The 17791-nt window shown below is 42.8% G+C and carries 13 protein-coding genes and 1 pseudogene; 11 read left to right on the forward strand and 3 right to left on the reverse strand.

What is annotated here, in order from left to right; all coding sequences use genetic code 11:
- The first annotated feature begins 54 nt into the window (after nucleotides 1-54).
- The 7 genes from ACL6C3_RS01440 (at nucleotide 55) to ACL6C3_RS01470 (ending at nucleotide 8731) form a co-directional block, all read left to right on the forward strand.
- Complete coding sequence (locus tag ACL6C3_RS01440; protein WP_413164612.1) at nucleotides 55-948, forward strand: glycosyltransferase; 894 nt, start codon at nucleotides 55-57, stop codon at nucleotides 946-948.
- A gap of 92 nt (nucleotides 949-1040) precedes the next feature.
- Entirely contained in the window at nucleotides 1041-1934 is an 894-nt protein-coding gene (locus tag ACL6C3_RS01445) for a glycosyltransferase (protein ID WP_413164614.1), read from the forward strand.
- Nucleotides 1935-2003: 69 nt separating this feature from the next.
- Nucleotides 2004-2957: a hormogonium polysaccharide biosynthesis glycosyltransferase HpsE gene (gene hpsE / locus ACL6C3_RS01450; protein ID WP_413164616.1), complete on the forward strand. Its 954-nt coding sequence runs from the start codon at nucleotides 2004-2006 to the stop codon at nucleotides 2955-2957.
- Nucleotides 2958-2989: 32 nt separating this feature from the next.
- Entirely contained in the window at nucleotides 2990-4213 is a 1224-nt protein-coding gene (locus ACL6C3_RS01455) for a glycosyltransferase family 4 protein (RefSeq protein WP_413164617.1), read from the forward strand.
- Between the two features lie 472 nt (nucleotides 4214-4685).
- Entirely contained in the window at nucleotides 4686-4967 is a 282-nt protein-coding gene (locus ACL6C3_RS01460; protein WP_413164619.1) for a 4a-hydroxytetrahydrobiopterin dehydratase, read from the forward strand.
- Nucleotides 4968-5174: 207 nt separating this feature from the next.
- Entirely contained in the window at nucleotides 5175-6809 is a 1635-nt protein-coding gene (locus ACL6C3_RS01465) for an HD domain-containing phosphohydrolase (RefSeq protein ID WP_413164621.1), read from the forward strand.
- Nucleotides 6810-6931: 122 nt separating this feature from the next.
- On the forward strand, nucleotides 6932-8731 hold the full coding sequence (locus ACL6C3_RS01470; RefSeq protein WP_413164623.1) for an iron uptake porin: 1800 nt from the start codon (nucleotides 6932-6934) through the stop codon (nucleotides 8729-8731).
- A gap of 22 nt (nucleotides 8732-8753) precedes the next feature.
- On the opposite strand, the gene ACL6C3_RS01475 is transcribed toward ACL6C3_RS01470, so the two are convergent.
- Nucleotides 8754-9929, reverse strand: coding sequence for a response regulator (locus ACL6C3_RS01475; protein ID WP_413164625.1), 1176 nt, complete (start codon nucleotides 9927-9929; stop codon nucleotides 8754-8756).
- A 296-nt stretch (nucleotides 9930-10225) separates the two neighbouring features.
- Between ACL6C3_RS01475 and recQ the strand changes: the two are divergent.
- A pseudogene (gene recQ, locus ACL6C3_RS01480) lies at nucleotides 10226-12417 on the forward strand (DNA helicase RecQ).
- 119 nt (nucleotides 12418-12536) lie between these two features.
- On the forward strand, nucleotides 12537-13472 hold the full coding sequence (locus ACL6C3_RS01485) for a phosphoribulokinase (RefSeq protein WP_413164627.1): 936 nt from the start codon (nucleotides 12537-12539) through the stop codon (nucleotides 13470-13472).
- On the opposite strand, the gene ACL6C3_RS01490 is transcribed toward ACL6C3_RS01485, so the two are convergent.
- Nucleotides 13447-13632 carry a hypothetical protein gene (locus ACL6C3_RS01490; RefSeq protein WP_413164628.1) on the reverse strand — a complete coding sequence of 62 codons (186 nt, stop codon included), beginning with the start codon at nucleotides 13630-13632 and terminating at the stop codon, nucleotides 13447-13449. The genes ACL6C3_RS01485 and ACL6C3_RS01490 overlap by 26 nt on opposite strands.
- 770 nt (nucleotides 13633-14402) lie before the next feature.
- On the opposite strand from ACL6C3_RS01490, the gene ACL6C3_RS01495 reads away from it, so the two are divergent.
- A complete protein-coding gene (locus ACL6C3_RS01495; protein ID WP_413164629.1) occupies nucleotides 14403-14963 on the forward strand; it encodes a hypothetical protein in 561 nt (186 codons plus the stop codon).
- A 48-nt stretch (nucleotides 14964-15011) separates the two neighbouring features.
- Here the strand turns inward: ACL6C3_RS01495 and aspS are convergent, their stop codons facing one another.
- Nucleotides 15012-16811 (reverse strand): aspartate--tRNA ligase, encoded by a 1800-nt coding sequence (gene aspS, locus ACL6C3_RS01500; RefSeq protein ID WP_413164630.1) that lies wholly within the window; start codon nucleotides 16809-16811, stop codon nucleotides 15012-15014.
- A 307-nt stretch (nucleotides 16812-17118) separates the two neighbouring features.
- Between aspS and ACL6C3_RS01505 the strand changes: the two genes are divergently transcribed.
- Nucleotides 17119-17541: a secondary thiamine-phosphate synthase enzyme YjbQ gene (locus tag ACL6C3_RS01505; protein WP_413164631.1), complete on the forward strand. Its 423-nt coding sequence runs from the start codon at nucleotides 17119-17121 to the stop codon at nucleotides 17539-17541.
- Nucleotides 17542-17791: the final 250 nt, after the last annotated feature.

A 17791-nucleotide genomic window follows, 5' to 3' on the forward strand; every position in this document is an offset into this window, starting at 1 on the left:
CAGAGAAAACTTTAAAAGTTTGTCGATTAATATTCAAATCGCATCAAAAAAATTATGAGCGAAAATTATCAACCTTTGGTTTCGGTAATTGTTCCGGTTTACAATAACTCGGAACTGTTAAGAAAGTGTTTAACGGCTTTAGAAAATCAAACCTATCCCCAAGAACGTTATGAAGTTATCGTGGTAGATAACGCCTCCCAGGAAGATATTAAAAGCGTTGTCAGTGATTTTAAACAAGCCAAGCTGACTTTTGAGAGTAAACCGGGTTCTTATGTGGCTAGAAATCAAGGAATTTCGATAGCTAAAGGGGAAGTAATCGCATTTACAGATTCCGATTGTATTCCGGCTAAAGATTGGATAGAAAGCGGGGTAAAAAATTTAGTAAAACTTGAGAACTGCGGTTTTATTTCGGGTCGAGTAGAGTTTATTTTTCAAAATCCAGATTCCCCGACAGCGATTGAATTTTATGACAGCTTTTTTCTGAATCAAAAAAAATATATTAGAGAGCAATTTGGGGCTACGGCTAACATTTTTACTTATGCTAGCGTATTTGAAAAAGTCGGATTGTTTAATCCTAACCTGAAATCAAATGGCGATCGCGATTGGGGAAACCGAGTATTTGCAGCAGGTTATAATCCGAGTTATTGTAGTGAAGTCTGCGTGCAACATCCGGCGAGAAATTCTTGGCATCAAATGTATACAAAAGCGTCAAGGGTCATGGGGGGAAAATTTGATCGCATTAAACAAGAAGCGACTTTTTTAACTTATACCCGGGAAATTGCGACGCTAATCAAACCGCCGGTAAAATTTTGGATCGCTAATATAGGGAATAAAAAACTTAAAGGAAAGCAAAAATTTATGTTAATTATAGTCACGATGTTTGTTCATTATTCAAAGGCTTTAGAAGTATTACGCCTTCAATTTGGGGGAACTTCTAAGAGAAACTGACTTGAGAACATGATTAAAGCAATTTGGGTTTGGGCAAAATATGCAGAATCTATCAATGATTTATTTATCTGTTTTCAAATCGGAGAAAAATTATGAACAAAAATTATCAACCTTTGGTTTCGGTAATTGTTCCAGTTTACAATAATTCAGAACTGTTAAAAAAATGTTTAACGGCTTTAGAAAATCAAACCTATCCCCAAGAAGGTTATGAAATAATTGTGGTGGATAACGCCTCCCAGGAAGACATTAAAAGCGTTGTCAGTGATTTTAAACAAGCCAAGTTGACTTTTGAAGGTAAACCTGGTTCTTACGTGGCTAGAAATCAAGGAATTTCGATAGCGAAAGGGGAAGTCATAGCCTTTACAGATTCCGATTGTATTCCGGCGAAAGATTGGATAGAAAGCGGGGTAAAAAATTTAGTAAAAATTGAAAATTGCGGTTTTATTTCGGGTGCAGTTGAGTTTATTTTTAAACATCAAGATTCTCCGACAGCACTTGAATTTTATGATAGTTTTTGTATCAATCCCAGAAAGCACATTGAGGAAAAATATGGGCCTACGGCTAATCTTTTTACATATGCCAGCGTATTTGAAAAAGTAGGATTGTTTAATCCTAACCTGAAATCAAATGGCGATCGCGACTGGGGAAACCGAGTATTTGCAGCAGGTTATAATCCGAGGTATTGTAGTGAAGTCTGCGTGCAGCATCCGGCGAGGGATTCTTGGCATCAACTGTATAAAAAAGCGACCCGGGTAATCGGCGGGATATACGATCACAGCAAAGAAGAAGCGAGTTTTTTAACTTATACTTGGGAAATAGTGACGCTGATTAAACCCCCGGTCAGATTTTTTAAAGGAAGGTTGGCCGATCAAAGACTAAAAGGAAAGCAAAAATTAATGTTTGTTTTAGTAACTTTGTTTGTCAACTATTCAAAAGCTTTTGAGTTGATCAGACTCATGCTAGGAGGTAATTCCCAAAAAGAATAGTACCGAATAGATCGCCGATATTCATGTAGTTTTTGAGATAGATATGTACATTCAATACTTAAAATGACAATGAAATTTACTGTAGCTATCTGCACCTATAACGGACAAGATCGAATTCCAGAAGTTCTTGACGGCTTGCAACAACAAACCAATCCGGAGGGCATTGAGTGGGAAGTCGTCGTGGTAGACAACAACAGTAGCGATCGAACAGCAGAAGTTGTCTCTCAATACTCAAAAAACTGGCGTGGTGATAGTCAACTCAGGTATGTATTTGAAGCAACTCAAGGAGCGGGTTATGCGCGTCAAAGAGCGATCCAAGAGGCAAAAAGCGATCTGATTGGGTTTTTAGATGATGATAACTTACCTAAAGAAAATTGGCTGGTGGAAGCTTATCGTTTTGGTCAAGAACATCCTCAAGCGGGAGTCTATGGGGGTATTATTCACCCGAAATTAGATGTTCCTCTACCGCCCTATTTTAATAAAATTAAAAGCCTCTTGGCAATTAATAATCCAGGTTCTCAACCTTTTCGCTACCAAAGAAATGATAAACCTAGAAAAGTTCCCGCCGGTGCGGGTTGTGTAGTCCGACAACAAGCTTGGAAAGAGCGGGTGCCGAAGCAATTACAATTGCAAGGTCGGGATGAAAAAAATAAGAAGACTCTGCTCATCGGTAACGAAGAAACAGAAGCTTTTTTTTATATCCAAAATAGTGACTGGGAAATCTGGCATAATCCTGCTATGGAGATCTGGCATCATCTGCCCAGCAAACGTTTAGAAAAAGAATATTTGCTGAAACTTTCCCGAGGTTTTGGTTTAGCCAATCATAAATTAAGAATGGTTCGACTCTACCCCTGGCAGCGACCTTTGATGATTTTACTAACTCCTTTATATTTGCTGTCAGACGGTTATAAACTGGCTTCTTACTATTTACGTTATCGCCACGAATTTGATTCAGATTTAACGAAAGCTTGCGAATTACAAGCAAGAATTGGTCGGTTTATGAGTCCTTTTGTCAGGGCTTAATCCGTTTACTTAACCTACATTCTATCAAAAAAGTGACCCAATTAAAAGTTTTACTGGTGCCGGATTACTTAACTTGGATTCTGGGAACTTGGGCGAAACAAATTGTCCGGGTCGGAACCCAACACGATTATTATTTCTTCTCCCAACAGATGTTACCCTACCATCAAAAAGAGTGGGAATCTTTAATTAAAATAGTCGATGTAGTTCACGTTTTGAGCGATTTTGATTTCGAGAAATTGACTCTACCTGACTCTCTCCCGTTGGTGGGTTCGATCCATCACGTTACCAATTGGCCTAAGCTAATTCCGATCGCAGAAAAAAGCGATGCAATTATGATGGTTGCCAACGAATGGAAAGAATTTGTTTGTCAACAGGGAGTTTCCGAAGATCAGTTATTTTTGTTTAATAATGGGGTGGAACAATCTAAGTTTTATCCTCTGAACAATCGCCTAAAAGCCCGGAAACAATTGGGGATAAATTCCGAGACTCCTTTGATCGGATACAGTGCTAAATATACCAGCAACACGGATGGAAGAAAAGGGGTAAATATTCTTTTAAAAGCCTTAGAAAAGTTGGGAAATCAAGGAGAAAAATTCGGAGTTTTAATCACGGGACCCGGTTGGGATAAAGTGGTTAAGGAAATTAAAACTTATGGAATTAATGAAGTCTATTATTTTCCGTTTCTGCCCGATAGATTGATGCCAATTTGTTATAATGCTCTCGACCTTTATGTGGTCACTTCAAAAGTAGAAGGGGGGCCAGTTCCGGTTTTAAATTGTATGGCTTGTGGTGTTCCGGTCGTCACCACACCGGTCGGAATTGTTAAAGATTATCTCGAAGATGGGGTAAACGGTTTAATCGTACCAAAAGACGATGCAGAAGCGACGGCTAATGCTATTTCTCGCCTGTTAAAATCGGAAAAATTACGCGAGCAATTAGCGAAAGCGGGTCTGGAAACGGTTGATAATTATTTAACTTGGGATAAAACCTTGGCGGGAATTGAAGATTTATATCAGCAAGTTTGGGAAGCAAAAGCCGATAAAAAAGAACCGACAAAAACCGATATCAACCCGGTGAAACAGCGGGAAAGGGCGTTAAAAATCGATTCTTATTTGTGGAATTTAAAATTAGCCGCCAAAGGTCATCCCCTAGAAGGTTTGCGGGGGATGGTGGAAGGGGGTTTGGGAGTGGCGGTGAGCGAAACTCCGAGACTGGCGATCGCAGAAATTCCCAAGTTGTTCAAACCGAAGGGTTGACCTCCTCCGTGCGGTTGAGGGGCTGGCTGGCCGAACCGAAACCCGAAACCCGAAACCCGAAACTCAAGCCCCATAACCTTTTCAGACTTTTTTTCCAAAAGGGTTGCACAAATCCCCCAAGTGTGTGTTATGCTAGCAAGCGTTGATGAAACAACAAACCGTACAGGGAAAAAGGAGGTGATGCCCATGATTGATAGTAGTAAACGCATGGGTCACCTGATTGGAAAATGCCGGCTGCGTGCCGGGGCTGACTACTAGAGTCAGGCTAGATCCCATCTAGAATACTCAGTATTTTAGAAGGACTGGCTGCTCTAAAGAGTTCTTCCGGCAGTCAGGTTCCAATTCAGATGACCCGCTAGACCGCTCTCATCCACAAAATGCCAAAGCCAAGTGCTGAAGCTATCCCGGATGAGAGCGGATAGTTATTTGAAGAAAGAATGAACCTCAAAAGTTGAGTTGAAAGAGGCTAAAGATGGCTGAAGTTTTAAACGAAACAGAAGTTAAAAAAATGGCCGCCGAAGTTCCCGACTGGCAGGTTGAGGGAAAGGAATTAAAACAAGTAATGAAATTTAAGGATTTTGTTACCGCGATGGCGTTTGTTAACAAGTTGATCGAACCGGCCGAAGCTGCGGGACACCATCCCGATCTGGAAATTTCTTATAATAAAGTCACCATCAGTTTAACCAGTCACGATGCGGGGGGTTTAACGGAAAAAGATTTTGCAATGGCGAAGCAAATTGACGGGTTGAAGTAAATCTTCCTCAAATAATCTTCCTTAAATAACTTTACAGAAATTTCGGCGGGGTTTTCTCGGATTTCGGTTAAAATTTAGAGGAGTAGAGATGTTGTCTGCAAGGTCTCTACATTGGCTCACCAATAACCGATAATGGTTTGAGAGTAGTGTTGCAGTCTGAGCAACTCGATTTGATGTGATGACCGCAGTTCAGCACCTACGACCCCTATGATTTTTCAGAATCCAGAATATTTAAAAGAGTTAGCCGAACAAGCAGAATTAATTGAAAAGCTATTAGATATCGGCGCCGCCTTGTCGAGTACCCACAACTTGAGTACCCTGCTCAATTTGATTTTAGCCAAGAGTCGGGAAATTACGTGCAGCGATGCGGGTAGCGTGTATTTGGTAGACGCCAGCGACAATACACCCAAGTTGCTGTTTAAAGTCGCTCAAAACGTCTCGCTTCCCAACCTGTCGTTTCGGGAGTTTGCTATACCTCTGACCGATAGAAGTTTGGCGGGATATGTGGCGTTGACGGGTGAAACGTTGAATATTCCTGATGCTTACGAGTTACCCTCAGACAAACCCTATCGCCTCGATAGCAGTTTTGATCGCGATATCAGCTATCGGACCCGTTCGGTGTTGGTTCTCCCCATGCAAAACCGTCAGGGAGAAATGATCGGGGTGCTTCAGTTGATCAACCGCAAAGTTAAACCCGATGTGATGCTGGTGCCTGAAAATACCCTGGAAATGACCCAACCCTACGGGGAATGGGAAGAAAGAATTTTGCGAAGTCTGGCTTCACAGGCAGCGATTTCCATTGAAAGAAATCACTTACAAGATAGTATTGAATCGCTTTTTGAAGGATTTGTCAAGGCGTCGGTGCAAGTGATCGAACAGCGAGACCCCTGCACTTTTGGTCATTCTGAACGGGTAGCCCAGTTAACGGTTCGTTTGGCCGAAGAAATTAATACAATCACAACGGGTTCTTTGGCCGAAATTAACTTTAGCGATCGCCAAATTCAAGAAATCCGTTATGCTGCATTATTGCACGATTTTGGTAAAATTGGCGTTCCCGAAGCGATTTTAACCAAGTCGAAAAAACTATATCCCCATCAATTAGAAGTGATTCGTCAACGGTTTGCTTTGGCGAGGCGAACTTTAGAATGGGAATGCAGCCAAGCCAAATATGAACTCTTGCTCAAAAATACCCATCAAAAATCCACCAACTCGGAAGATTTACCCCTTTACACTCTCGAACAATTAGAGGCGAATTTAAGCAAAGCCGTTCAGCAGTTAAACGATTGCTGGAATTTGCTTTTAGAAGCGAACGAACCGCAAGTTACCGAGGGAAAACCCTTAGATAAACTGTTAGAATTAACCCGGATTACCTATCGGGATATTGACGGGGAAACCAAGCCGTTAGTGACTCCCGAAGAAATGAATCAACTGTTGGTTAAACAGGGAAATCTCACCCCAGAGGAACGGTTAGTCATTGAGTCTCATGTCACCCATACTTATAAATTTCTGGAGAAAATTCCCTGGACTAAAGATTTACAAGAGGTTCCAAAAATTGCTCACGGACACCATGAAAAACTCGATGGGACTGGCTACCCTTTGAAGTTAAAACAAGCAGAAATTCCCGTCCAAGCCCAAATGATGGCGATTGCGGATATTTACGATGCGTTAACCGCAGGAGATAAGCCTTATCAACATGGTTTACCGACGATAACGGCGTTAAAAATATTACGAAAAGAAGCCGCACAAAACAAAGTTAACCCCGATATTTTACAAGTCTTTGAGGAACGTCAGGTTTATCAAGTCATCGGACATAGTTTAGATGTGGTGATGAAACTGGCGTAAAATCTACAGGTCAAATACCGGGATAAAATACGGGTAGAAAATCCCGTGATGTTTTTTCGATCAGGGTGGAAAAATTGTGATGAAATAGAATTATTCGCTTTAAAAATAATAAGGAGAGCAGGATGAAGGCGGAAAAGGGAATCGTCGGGTATGAACACCCGGTATCGCGGGTCAAATTAGGGCAATTTCTGCTGATTTTTTGCTTATCTCCTGTCTTTTTAATCGGAAGTTCGAGTCTGGTTTTCGCTGAATCTTCTGATCGCGATTTAGATGAGATATATCCTGATTATACTTTACAACAACTCCAACGTTACAGTCAAGAAGGACGCAGAAACACTTCATTAAATCAAGTGACTTCTGTTTCCCAACTGTCCGATGTTCAACCGACAGACTGGGCGTTTCAAGCGTTACAATCTTTGGTGGAACGGTTTGGCTGTATTGCGGGTTATCCTGACGGTACATTTCGGGGAAATCGTTCGTTAACCCGCTACGAATTTGCAGCCGGTTTGAACGCTTGTTTGGAACGAATTAACGAGTTATTAAATACCGCAGTTGAAGATAGTTTAACCGAAGATGAATTTATCGCCTTACAACGGTTACAAAATGAATTTGCAGCCGAATTAAGTTTACTTCGGGGTCAAATTAACGACCTAGAAGACCGCACAGAAGTTTTAGTCGCCAATCAATTTTCAACGACAACAAAACTCACCGGAGAAGCGATTTTTGCGGTCACACAAGCTTTTGGGGATGATATCGCTTTTCAAGGAACGGAAGACAACCGCAATCAAGTTGTTTTTCAAAACCGAGTTCGTCTCAATTTTAATACCAGTTTTACCGGGGAAGATTTACTCTTAACTCGCCTGCAAATGGGAAACGCCGAACCGTTTAATTTGGGGTTTACTCGCCAAGGAACACAAACCTTTAATTTTCGCGGAGATACCGAAAGTCGAGTCGAATTAGAACGTTTATATTATCAGTTTCCAATTAACAATCAACTCCAGTTAACCTTAGCCGCAAAAGGCGTAACTTGGGATGATTTTGTCCCGACAGTTAACCCCTATTTAGATGATAGAGATGGCGGAAATGGAAGTTTAAGTACCTTTGGTCAGCGCAACCCGATTTATCGCATTGGTGCGGGTCGCGGAATGGGTTTGCACTACCGCTTTAACGAACAGTTTTTAAACGGAATTTTTGGGTCAACTTCGGTTTCTGTCGGCTATCTTTCTGCGAGTGCGGGAGATGCGAGTCAGGGAAACGGTTTGTTTAACGGAGATTACGCAACTTTGGCGCAAATTACCGTAACGCCGAGGGATAATTTACAGTTTGCTTTTACTTACAATCACGCCTATTCAACGCCGGGAAATTTTGGCTTTGATAACGGTTTAAGGAATGGTTTAGTTGTTGACCGTCAAACGGGAAATATTGATAGTAATGCGTTAAATGGAGTCACCGGGAGTGGAATTGCGAATTCTATTTTAGGGTTAAGTGAGGGAATTAATGCGGGGGGAATTGCGTCAGGAGTTGTTAGTAATTCCTACGGGGTACAAGTTTCGTGGCGAATTAATCGTAAAATTGTTTTAAGCGGTTGGGGAGGTTATACTGATGCGAGGGTGATTAATCTTGGCGACGGTCAAATTTGGAATTTTGCGGTAACTTTGGCTTTACCGGATTTATTTAAAGAGGGAAGTTTGGGGGGAATTGTTATCGGTCGAGAGCCTTATTTGAATGATATTGATGCGCCGGATGAATTAAAATTTGAGTTTCCCAACGACCAATCTTGGCATTTGGAGGCGTTTTATCGCTATCCGGTAAATGATAAAATTTCGATTACTCCGGGGATTATTTTTATTACCAATCCCAACCAAGATAGCCGCAATGATGATATCCTGATTGGGACGTTAAGAACAACGTTTTCTTTTTAATGCAACTTAGGTTGTTTTCAGCTTAGAATAGGGGTAAGGTAAACCAAAAGGAGGCACCAGAATTTTCGTTGGGAATAACGCCAATTTTACCCCCATGTGCGTTAATAATTTGCCGACACAAATACAAACCCAAACCCAATCCTTTGATTTTTCCAACGTTTTTCCCCCGCTTGTAGAGTTCAAACAGTTCGTCTGCTTCTTCGGATTTAACGCCAATTCCATCATCGGAAATGGTGTATTTTATCCATCGGGTATAACTCTTGCTTTTTGCCTTTTTTTCTGATATAATTTCAGCAGATAGAGTTAACGTTAATCCGGGTGGATTGTATTTGATCGCATTGGAAATTAAGTTATCAAAAACTCGCCAAAGTTGAGTTGAGTCGGCTTTAACTGCGGGTAAATTCGAGGGAAGTTCATTGTTTAGGCTAACTCTATTTTTGGCAAAGATGGGCTGCCATTCTGCGATGAGTTGTTGCGTGAAATTAACCAAGTCTAAGGGTTGACCATTGACAGAAATTCCCTGTAAACCCATATCGCTAGTTTCAACTAAAGAATGAATCAAATTCAGTTGGCGATCGCAACTATTCGCCATTTGTTCTAAAATATGAGTTGGAACCATCAAAGTAGAGGGAGATTCCGAAGATTTTTTAGCGAGTAAATTCTTCAAAACGATTAACATTCCCGTCACCGGATTTCTTAAATCGTGAGAAACGGCATGAATATAAACCCGCAAAGCCGACTCAACCTTTTGTCGTTCTTTAATTTCTTGTTGCAGCTTTTGGTTTTGTTCTAGCAGTTGTTTTTGCTGTTCTCGCAGTGTAATTTGAGTTCTCACCCGCACCAAAACTTCCTGAACTTGAAAAGGCTTTGTAATGTAGTCAACTCCCCCCACATCAAAAGCCAAAACTTTATCCATTAACTCATTGAGCGCACTCAAAAAAATAATCGGAATCTCGCGAGTTGGGGGTAAAGCTTTGAGATGTTGGGCAATTTGATAACCGTTCATTTCCGGCATCATAATATCAAGTAAAATCAAATCCGGAGCCTGGGCTTCTATCGCTTTTAACGCTTGTTTGCCATTGGTTGCTTTGCGAACTTTATAGCCCTGTTCTGCTAACATCGAAGAAAGCAGTCGTAAATTTTCAGGAGTATCATCCACAATTAAAATATCAGCTTGCAGCACCGAAGACTGAATCATATTTGTACTCCTAATTTTTGATGCTCGATCAAGGGTAAAAATCAATTGAAAAAATCAATTGTGAAAATCTGAAGCGGAGGAATGCTATCATTAACAGATTGCCGAGATATTCCCCCAAAATCGGATTGAGGCGATCGCGAATCAATTTTTTTCAGACAACATCAGAAACACCATAATTTGAGATTCGGGTCAAACGGTAACATTTTGTCAGATATTGGCTATTGTAGCGAGAATCAAGCGATGGGGAACAGATTTTTCTACAATAGTAAAGAAGTCCATCTATCTCGTAGAAATCAATGTCAGGGCTATTTGTATCCTCTTTCGCCCAGCCCCAATCCCTTGAACAGTCCCTCAAGCACTTTTTTGGCCACGACTCCTTCCGCCCCGGACAGCGAGAAATTATTGAACAAGCCCTCCAAAAGCGAGATTTGCTGATTGTCATGCCCACAGGGGGCGGAAAATCCTTGTGCTTCCAGTTACCTGCACTTTTGAAACCGGGGATAACGGTGGTGGTCTCGCCCCTGATTGCTTTGATGCAGGATCAAGTCATTGCCCTAGAGGATAATGGCATTGCAGCAACCTTTCTTAATAGTACACTGTTACCGGAGGAATTGCGATCGCGGTCTGCGGCGATTCTTCAAGGTAAAATTAAACTCGTTTATGTCGCCCCCGAGAGAGTTTTGGGGGAGCGATTTTTATCGTTTTTAGACTTGGTAAATACACGGGTCGGGATTTCCGCTTTTGCCATTGATGAAGCCCACTGTGTTTCGGAATGGGGGCATGATTTTCGGCCGGAATATCGACAGTTACAACAGTTACGACATCGCTATCCTCAAATTCCAATGATGGCGTTAACCGCAACAGCAACTCCGCGAGTTCGAGAGGATATTATTGAACAGTTAGCCTTAAATCAACCGGGGATTCATATTGCCAGTTTTTTGCGTCCAAATCTCTCCTATGAAGTGATTCCCAAACATACCCACAGCTTCAACGATTTATTAAAGATTATTCAGAAAGCACAAGGCTCGGGAATTATTTACTGTCTCACCCGAAAACGAGTAGAATACTTGGCGTTTAGACTGCGAGAAAAAGGGATTCCTTGTTTGCCCTATCACGCCGGATTAGCAGACGAAGAACGGCGAGAAAATCAAATGAGTTTTATTCGAGATGATGTGCAGGTGATGGTGGCGACGGTGGCGTTTGGGATGGGGATAAATAAGCCGGATGTTCGGTTTGTAGTTCATTATGATTTATCGCGGAGTTTGGAGAGTTACTATCAAGAAGCGGGGCGGGCGGGGCGAGATAACGATCCGGCAAAATGTATTTTGTTTTGGTCGGGAAGTGATATTAAAACTATCGAATATTTGATCGCTCAAAAACCCCAAGCGGACGAACAGCGAATGGGCCGCCAGCAACTCCGACAAATGATTGATTATGCCGAGTCAACCGAATGTCGCAATCGAATTATTTTAAGTTATTTTGGGGAGCAGTTTCCTGACAATTGTGGGCGATGTGATAATTGCCTGGAAAGCAAGCCTATCGAAGATTGGACGGTAGAGGCGATGAAGTTTTTGTCTTGTGTGGCTCGCTGTAAAGAACGCTACGGGATGAGTTATATTATCGATGTTTTGCGGGGTTCAAAAAGTCAAAAAATTCTTGAGCGGAAACACGATAAGCTGTCAACTTATGGAATCGGAAAAGACCGCACGGTTGAGGAGTGGAAAAACTTGGGGCGAGCGCTAATTCATCAAGGTATACTTGACCGAACCACCGATGGTTATGGTATCTTAAAATTAAATCCTCGCAGTTGGGAAGTGATGGGGCGTCGGCGACAAGTTGAAATTGCGATCGCTCAAAAGCGGAATATCGACATTCAAACCCGTTCTTTGGCGGCAGAAATAGAAATGTTATTCGATCATTTGCGCCAACTTCGCAAAACCATAGCCGACGAACAATTGATTCCCCCATATATGGTTTTTCCCGATGCTACACTGCGAGCAATGGCACAACAACGTCCGGTGACGCTAGAGGCTTTATTAGAGATTTCAGGTGTCGGAAATCATAAATTGAGTCGCTACGGGAAACGATTTGTCAATGCGATTCGCAACTATTGTGAAGAACAAGGTCTTTCTGAGTGAGCAACACCTTTCAAAAATTTATGATTCCCAATTTCGGTTCATTAACAGATAGCCAAATGTATACTCTACAATTGCACCAGCAGGGGTTGAGTCTTGAGGAGATCGCCGCCCACCGAAATCTACCCAAAACGGTGATAATTGAGCATTTGATTAAGTTGATTGGGATGAGCCAAGCGGTTGATATTAATCGTTTGGTTTCATTTCCCCGACAACAAGCGATTCTTCGGGCAATAGAAACCGTCGGAGATACGGGAGTTGAGATCATTTATGAATATTTGGGCGAACAATATAGTTATGATGAAATTCGCCTGGTTAGGGCGGCTTGGCGACAGTATCGGATGGAGTTTTAACGGCTTTAATTTGACAGAAACCGAGAACAAAATGTCCCCGACTTTTTTGAGGGCTTGATTTGGCCGAGCTTCCCCCATAAAATGATCGCATTAGGCTAGCATTCGGTAGAGGGGGCAAGATGAGCCATCGTCCGATTATTTTAGGTATTGTTGGGGATAGTGCCGCCGGAAAAACCACATTAACACGGGGAATTGCCCAGGTTTTGGGGCCAGAAAATGTCACCGTGATTTGTACAGATGATTACCATCGTTACGATCGCAAACAACGAAAGGCATTAGGAATTACAGCGCTGCATCCCGATGCGAACCATCTCGATATCATGCAGCAGCATCTAACCCTGTTGCGAACCGGACAACCCATCCTCAAACCGATTTACAGTCATCATACCGGCAGTTTTGAACCGCCCGAGTATGTCAAGCCCAACCGCTTTGTGATTGTAGAAGGATTACTGGGCTATTCGACTCGCGGCGCCCGCGACTGCTATGATGTGCGGGTGTATCTCGCCCCGCCCGAGTCCCTGCGGACTCAGTGGAAAATTAAACGGGATACGATGAAGCGAGGCTACACCTCTGAAGAAGTTCTCGCCGCCTTGCAACAGCGCGAACCCGACTCGGAGGCGTTTATTCGCCCGCAACGCAAGTGGGCCGATGTGGTGGTGACGTTTTATCCGCCCGATAATGGAAATACCGACAGTTCCAGTTTAAACGTCCGTTTGGTGTTGCGTCCGACCATTCCCCATCCCGATTTTACCGAGATTCTCGACCAAAACGATCGCTATCGTCTCTCGGCTGTTCGTTTGGGATTGGATCGAGATATGGGTAAGCCGGTGGATGTTTTAGAAATTGATAGTCATGCGACTGTCGATCAGGTGAATACTTTGGAGATGATCTTGTGCAATGATTTTCCCCACTTAAAAGATTTTTGTAGTGTGGGAAATCAAGAACTGGGTAAATTGACTGGAACCACAGGAGAAATTCTGCAAAGTTATCCCTTAGCTCTTACCCAATTATTGATTGCTTATCACATGATTAAGGCGACCAAAATGGTGCAGTAAATGACACAAATTCCATCACAGGTGGAATGATTAAGGGGTCTTGAGGAGCCGGAATCATTTCGCCTCTAAAGTCGAGCAGCGACACTAATAAAAGATAAGCGATCGCTAAAATCACTGAAATGGCACCGGTGATATAGGCTACCAATTTGGAGCGTTCCATAGGGATTGTTTACATTTAATTAAGTTTTATCTTTTTTAAATTAACAAATCCCTGACAATTTCTCAAGGGAAGAATCCCTCTTGAGGCAGAGAAAACCTAGAAATCTTGTCCGTTTTGCAGGAGAACAGACTGAAATAGGGGGACTAACCCCCCTATTTGAAGATCTCCTCATCTGGGATATAATAGGATCACCTAGTATTCTAAGAAAAGGAGATGCGCCCTGATGGTAGAACACCCAAACTGATCAAATGGTTCAGCATATAATCCCTTAATCGGGGATCGATGGACAACTTTAGGACACTACGGACAAGTCACATTTCATGCTTTTGACCAATCAAGGTGTGCGAGTCTATATTCAGATTATTGCAGTTGGGTTTGAAGAAATTCAAGAGGTCTATTGCAATTACCCACTTTTTGACAAAAGCAATGAAAAATCTGACGCAGCAATAGAGGGTTTAACCCCCTGAAGTCTTCGGCTAAGATTTCTAACTTGTTCTCCTCCGAGTTGTTAAGGATGCTCTCGATTTTGATCGAAGCCGCCATTCAATGTTTTAATGGTATACCTTACTCCTTTGAACGAACCAACATAGCGTTAAGCTAACCGATCTATCGGTGCCAGATGGAGAAAATCAGCCGGATCACCTGCCCATAAAGGTTAAGGCGGTAACAGGTTTTCCCCGAACTCTGGCGGATTTTATCCAATGTGCATTGGATAGAGGTGTTGCAGTTCAGGGGAGAGTCCTCCAGTAAAGACTAACGAGTAAGTCCAGATGACAGCAAGAAGACCAAGGAGAGCAACCAACACCCTCGTTCGACGCCAAGCCACCCCCAAAGAGCGACAGCTAATTCACCTGTTAGCCAACTTGGGCTGTTCCTTGGTAAGATACGGAATGGAACACGCCAAAACCAAGGGGATCATTTCCGCCTGCGAACGCAAACAACTCGCCGAATGGCATTACTTACGACTCCAACAAATTCGCCGCGTTGAACGGAGTTTAGAACCGCCTGTTACCTTAAAACGAGTTTATTTCAAGAGCGAACTGAGTCCCCGGAATCTGAAATCTCTGAAGTTACTCTGGATCGATGAAGAAGGGAAAAGTCGGGTCAAGCGAGTCGATCCCGAACTCGATGAAATCCTCAGCGAGACTTTAGACAAGGGCGATACCCTCAAACAAATCTTTCACACCGCAGAGGTGGGAGAACGACAGTTTGCTCGAACGGTTGAGAAGGGAAAAGTTCCCCTTTGGGTCCAAGAATGGGAAGACTCGAATTATGATATCGATTTCTTTCCGCCGGCTTTCTCTGCTTGGGTTAATCTTGTAGACGATTAGGAAAATAGGAAAATGGGGAATCCCCATTCTCCTGTCTGTTTTCACGAACTAACTCTTTTGTTCGGATTTCGGCTTGTAGGTAGAGGCGACGTGCAGTTCTTTTAACTGTTTGTCGTCTACCTTTGAGGGAGCATTGGTTAACAAACACCGGGCTTGTTGGGTCTTCGGAAACGCGATCACATCCCGAATGGATTCTTCTCCGGCCAACAACATCACCAACCGATCCAAACCGTAGGCAATCCCCCCGTGTGGTGGCGTACCGTATTCAAAAGCATCTAATAAAAAGCCAAACTTACTATAAGCATCCTCCATTGATAATCCAATGGTTTCAAACACCTTTTCTTGAACATCTCGCTGATAAATCCGCAGACTTCCGCCCCCAATTTCATACCCATTTAAAACCAAATCATAAGCCAATGCCCGGGCGGTTTTTAAGTCGTTTACATCATCGGGATGGGGTGCGGTAAAGGGGTGATGCAAGGCTTCATAACGCTTTTCGTCGGCGTTCCATTCAAACATCGGGAAATCAGTCACCCAAAGAAAATTCATTTTATCTTCGGGAATTAATCCCAATTCTTCCCCGACAACCAACCGCAAACGGTCTAAAGTTTTATTAACCGTCATCGTCTCTCCCGCCCCAAATAATAGCAGAAAACCGGGTTTAGCTTGGGTGCGCTTGATAATTTCTTGCTTTTGGTCTTCACTCAAATTATCTTTAATCGCCCCAATTGTATCGAGTTTTCCGCCTTCTTTGACGCGAATATAAGCCAAACCTTTGGCGCCGGCTTCGCTGGCTTCTTTAAACAAGTCGCCGCCGGGTTTAATTCTCACATTAGAAAAGGCTTCATTTCCCCCCGGAATCGGTAAAATTTTCACAATTCCGCCCGACTGAACCGCCCCGGAAAACACTTTAAAACCGCAGTCTTTCACCAGATCGGAAACATCGACCAATTCCAAACCAAAGCGGGTATCCGGCTTGTCACTTCCGTAGCGATCTAGGGCTTCTGCGTAGGTTAAACGGGGAAAAGAAAGGGGTAATTCCGTTCCTTTTACCGCTTTAAAAATATGGGCAACTAACCTTTCGTTTAAGGCGATAATTTCTTCTTGAGACATGAAACTCATTTCCATGTCCAGTTGGGTAAATTCCGGTTGGCGATCGGCGCGTAAATCTTCATCGCGAAAACACCGGGCAATCTGATAATATCGATCCATCCCCGATACCATCAACAGTTGCTTAAATAATTGCGGAGATTGGGGTAAAGCAAACCATTCTGCGGGGTTAACCCGACTGGGGAGAATATAATCTCTCGCGCCTTCTGGGGTGGAACGAGTTAAAATTGGGGTTTCAATCTCGATAAAGTTTTCTTCGTCTTCGAGAAAACGACGCATCGCTTTGACCACCGCATGACGGAGTTGCAGGTTGCGGGTCATGCGATCGCGCCTGATATCGAGATAACGATATTTTAAGCGCAATTCTTCTTTGACCGATTCCGGTTCTGCGGTGGAAATTTGAAACGGAAGTTGTTTTCCGAGGGCGTTGAGAAGTTCAATTTTCTCGGCGTAAATTTCTACCTCTCCGGTGGCGAGTTTGGGGTTTAGCGACTCCTCAGGACGTTGAGAGACTCGACCCGTAATTTTAACCACATATTCATTTCGCATCGTTTCGGCGATGTTGTACGAGTCGGGAGTGCGTTGAGGATCGCTGACAATTTGAACTAAACCGGTGCGATCGCGCAAATCCAGAAAAATCACTCCGCCATGATCTCGACGACGATCTACCCATCCGCAGAGTGTGACCGTTTTTCCGATATGAGCGCTTCTGAGTTGTCCACAGTAATGGGTTCGCATGGCTGTTGATTTTTCGTTCTGGATTCACATATTAGATTAGCAAAATACCAGTATATAATAGGTGAGCAAAATTGCCGACTTAATTTTTATTTTATTTTTCCCCGGTCACTCGGGGGAGACGGGAGTGAAATCTACCCCAAAAACCCCCTAACTTTTGCGATCGCTGTTTTCTTCCCTTGAGGGGTTAACGTTGCCAGAATGTTAAATCTGCTTCGGATCAAAGAGGGGTGACGCGACCGAATCACTCATCCTACAATGGGTGAGACTGTTCTGTGAAAAAATTGTACAAAGTTGACCATTCACTGTTATGACTCACTATCAACAATTAATTCGAGTTTCTACCACTCCAAAGTCTCTCGTCCGAGTCACCCATCAAGTTGAAGATGCTGTCGGTAATTCCGGCGTGAAAACGGGTTTATGTACTCTTTTTTTGCGTCATACTTCTGCCAGTTTAATTATACAAGAAAATGCCGATCCCGATGTATTAGTTGATTTACAAAATTTCTTATCCAAATTAGTTCCCGAGGGCAATCATTACATTCACGATGCCGAAGGCCCCGACGATATGCCTGCCCATATTCGCAGCGTTTTAACTCATACTTCCGAACAAATTCCGGTTTCTCAAGGACGGTTAGTGTTGGGAACTTGGCAGGGGATTTATGTTTGGGAACACCGCAATCATCGACATAATCGAGAACTCATGGTTCATATTTCGGGAGATAATTATTAATTGAATATCTGTACGTTGGGTGACAACGTTAAAGCAATTGCAAAGATCAAAAATGTTGGTGATGTTCTTGTTGGGTGGGTGACAACATTGAACCCATTGCAAATATCAAACAAGATTTGTGATGTCACCCACCCTACTTTTTTCGGGTGACAACATTGAACGGGTTGCAAATATCCAATAACATTTGTGAAGTCACCCACCCTACTTTTTTCAGGTGACAACATTGAACCCATTGCAAATATCAAACAAG

This window comes from Capilliphycus salinus ALCB114379 (assembly GCF_047276495.1).
GTDB classification, from domain to species: domain Bacteria; phylum Cyanobacteriota; class Cyanobacteriia; order Cyanobacteriales; family Microcoleaceae; genus Capilliphycus; species Capilliphycus salinus.

Bases quoted from the DNA above. Each gene is read 5' to 3' on its own strand.
- ACL6C3_RS01475 (WP_413164625.1), bottom strand. From the start codon at position 9,929: ATGATTCAGTCTTCGGTGCTGCAAGCTGATATTTTAATTGTGGATGAT.
- aspS (WP_413164630.1), bottom strand. From the start codon at position 16,811: ATGCGAACCCATTACTGTGGACAACTCAGAAGCGCTCATATCGGAAAA.
- ACL6C3_RS01470 (WP_413164623.1), top strand. From the start codon at position 6,932: ATGAAGGCGGAAAAGGGAATCGTCGGGTATGAACACCCGGTATCGCGG.
- ACL6C3_RS01495 (WP_413164629.1), top strand. From the start codon at position 14,403: ATGACAGCAAGAAGACCAAGGAGAGCAACCAACACCCTCGTTCGACGC.
- ACL6C3_RS01460 (WP_413164619.1), top strand. From the start codon at position 4,686: ATGGCTGAAGTTTTAAACGAAACAGAAGTTAAAAAAATGGCCGCCGAA.
- hpsE (WP_413164616.1), top strand. From the start codon at position 2,004: ATGAAATTTACTGTAGCTATCTGCACCTATAACGGACAAGATCGAATT.
- ACL6C3_RS01485 (WP_413164627.1), top strand. From the start codon at position 12,537: ATGAGCCATCGTCCGATTATTTTAGGTATTGTTGGGGATAGTGCCGCC.
- ACL6C3_RS01445 (WP_413164614.1), top strand. From the start codon at position 1,041: ATGAACAAAAATTATCAACCTTTGGTTTCGGTAATTGTTCCAGTTTAC.
- ACL6C3_RS01465 (WP_413164621.1), top strand. From the start codon at position 5,175: ATGATTTTTCAGAATCCAGAATATTTAAAAGAGTTAGCCGAACAAGCA.
- ACL6C3_RS01505 (WP_413164631.1), top strand. From the start codon at position 17,119: ATGACTCACTATCAACAATTAATTCGAGTTTCTACCACTCCAAAGTCT.
- ACL6C3_RS01440 (WP_413164612.1), top strand. From the start codon at position 55: ATGAGCGAAAATTATCAACCTTTGGTTTCGGTAATTGTTCCGGTTTAC.
- ACL6C3_RS01490 (WP_413164628.1), bottom strand. From the start codon at position 13,632: ATGGAACGCTCCAAATTGGTAGCCTATATCACCGGTGCCATTTCAGTG.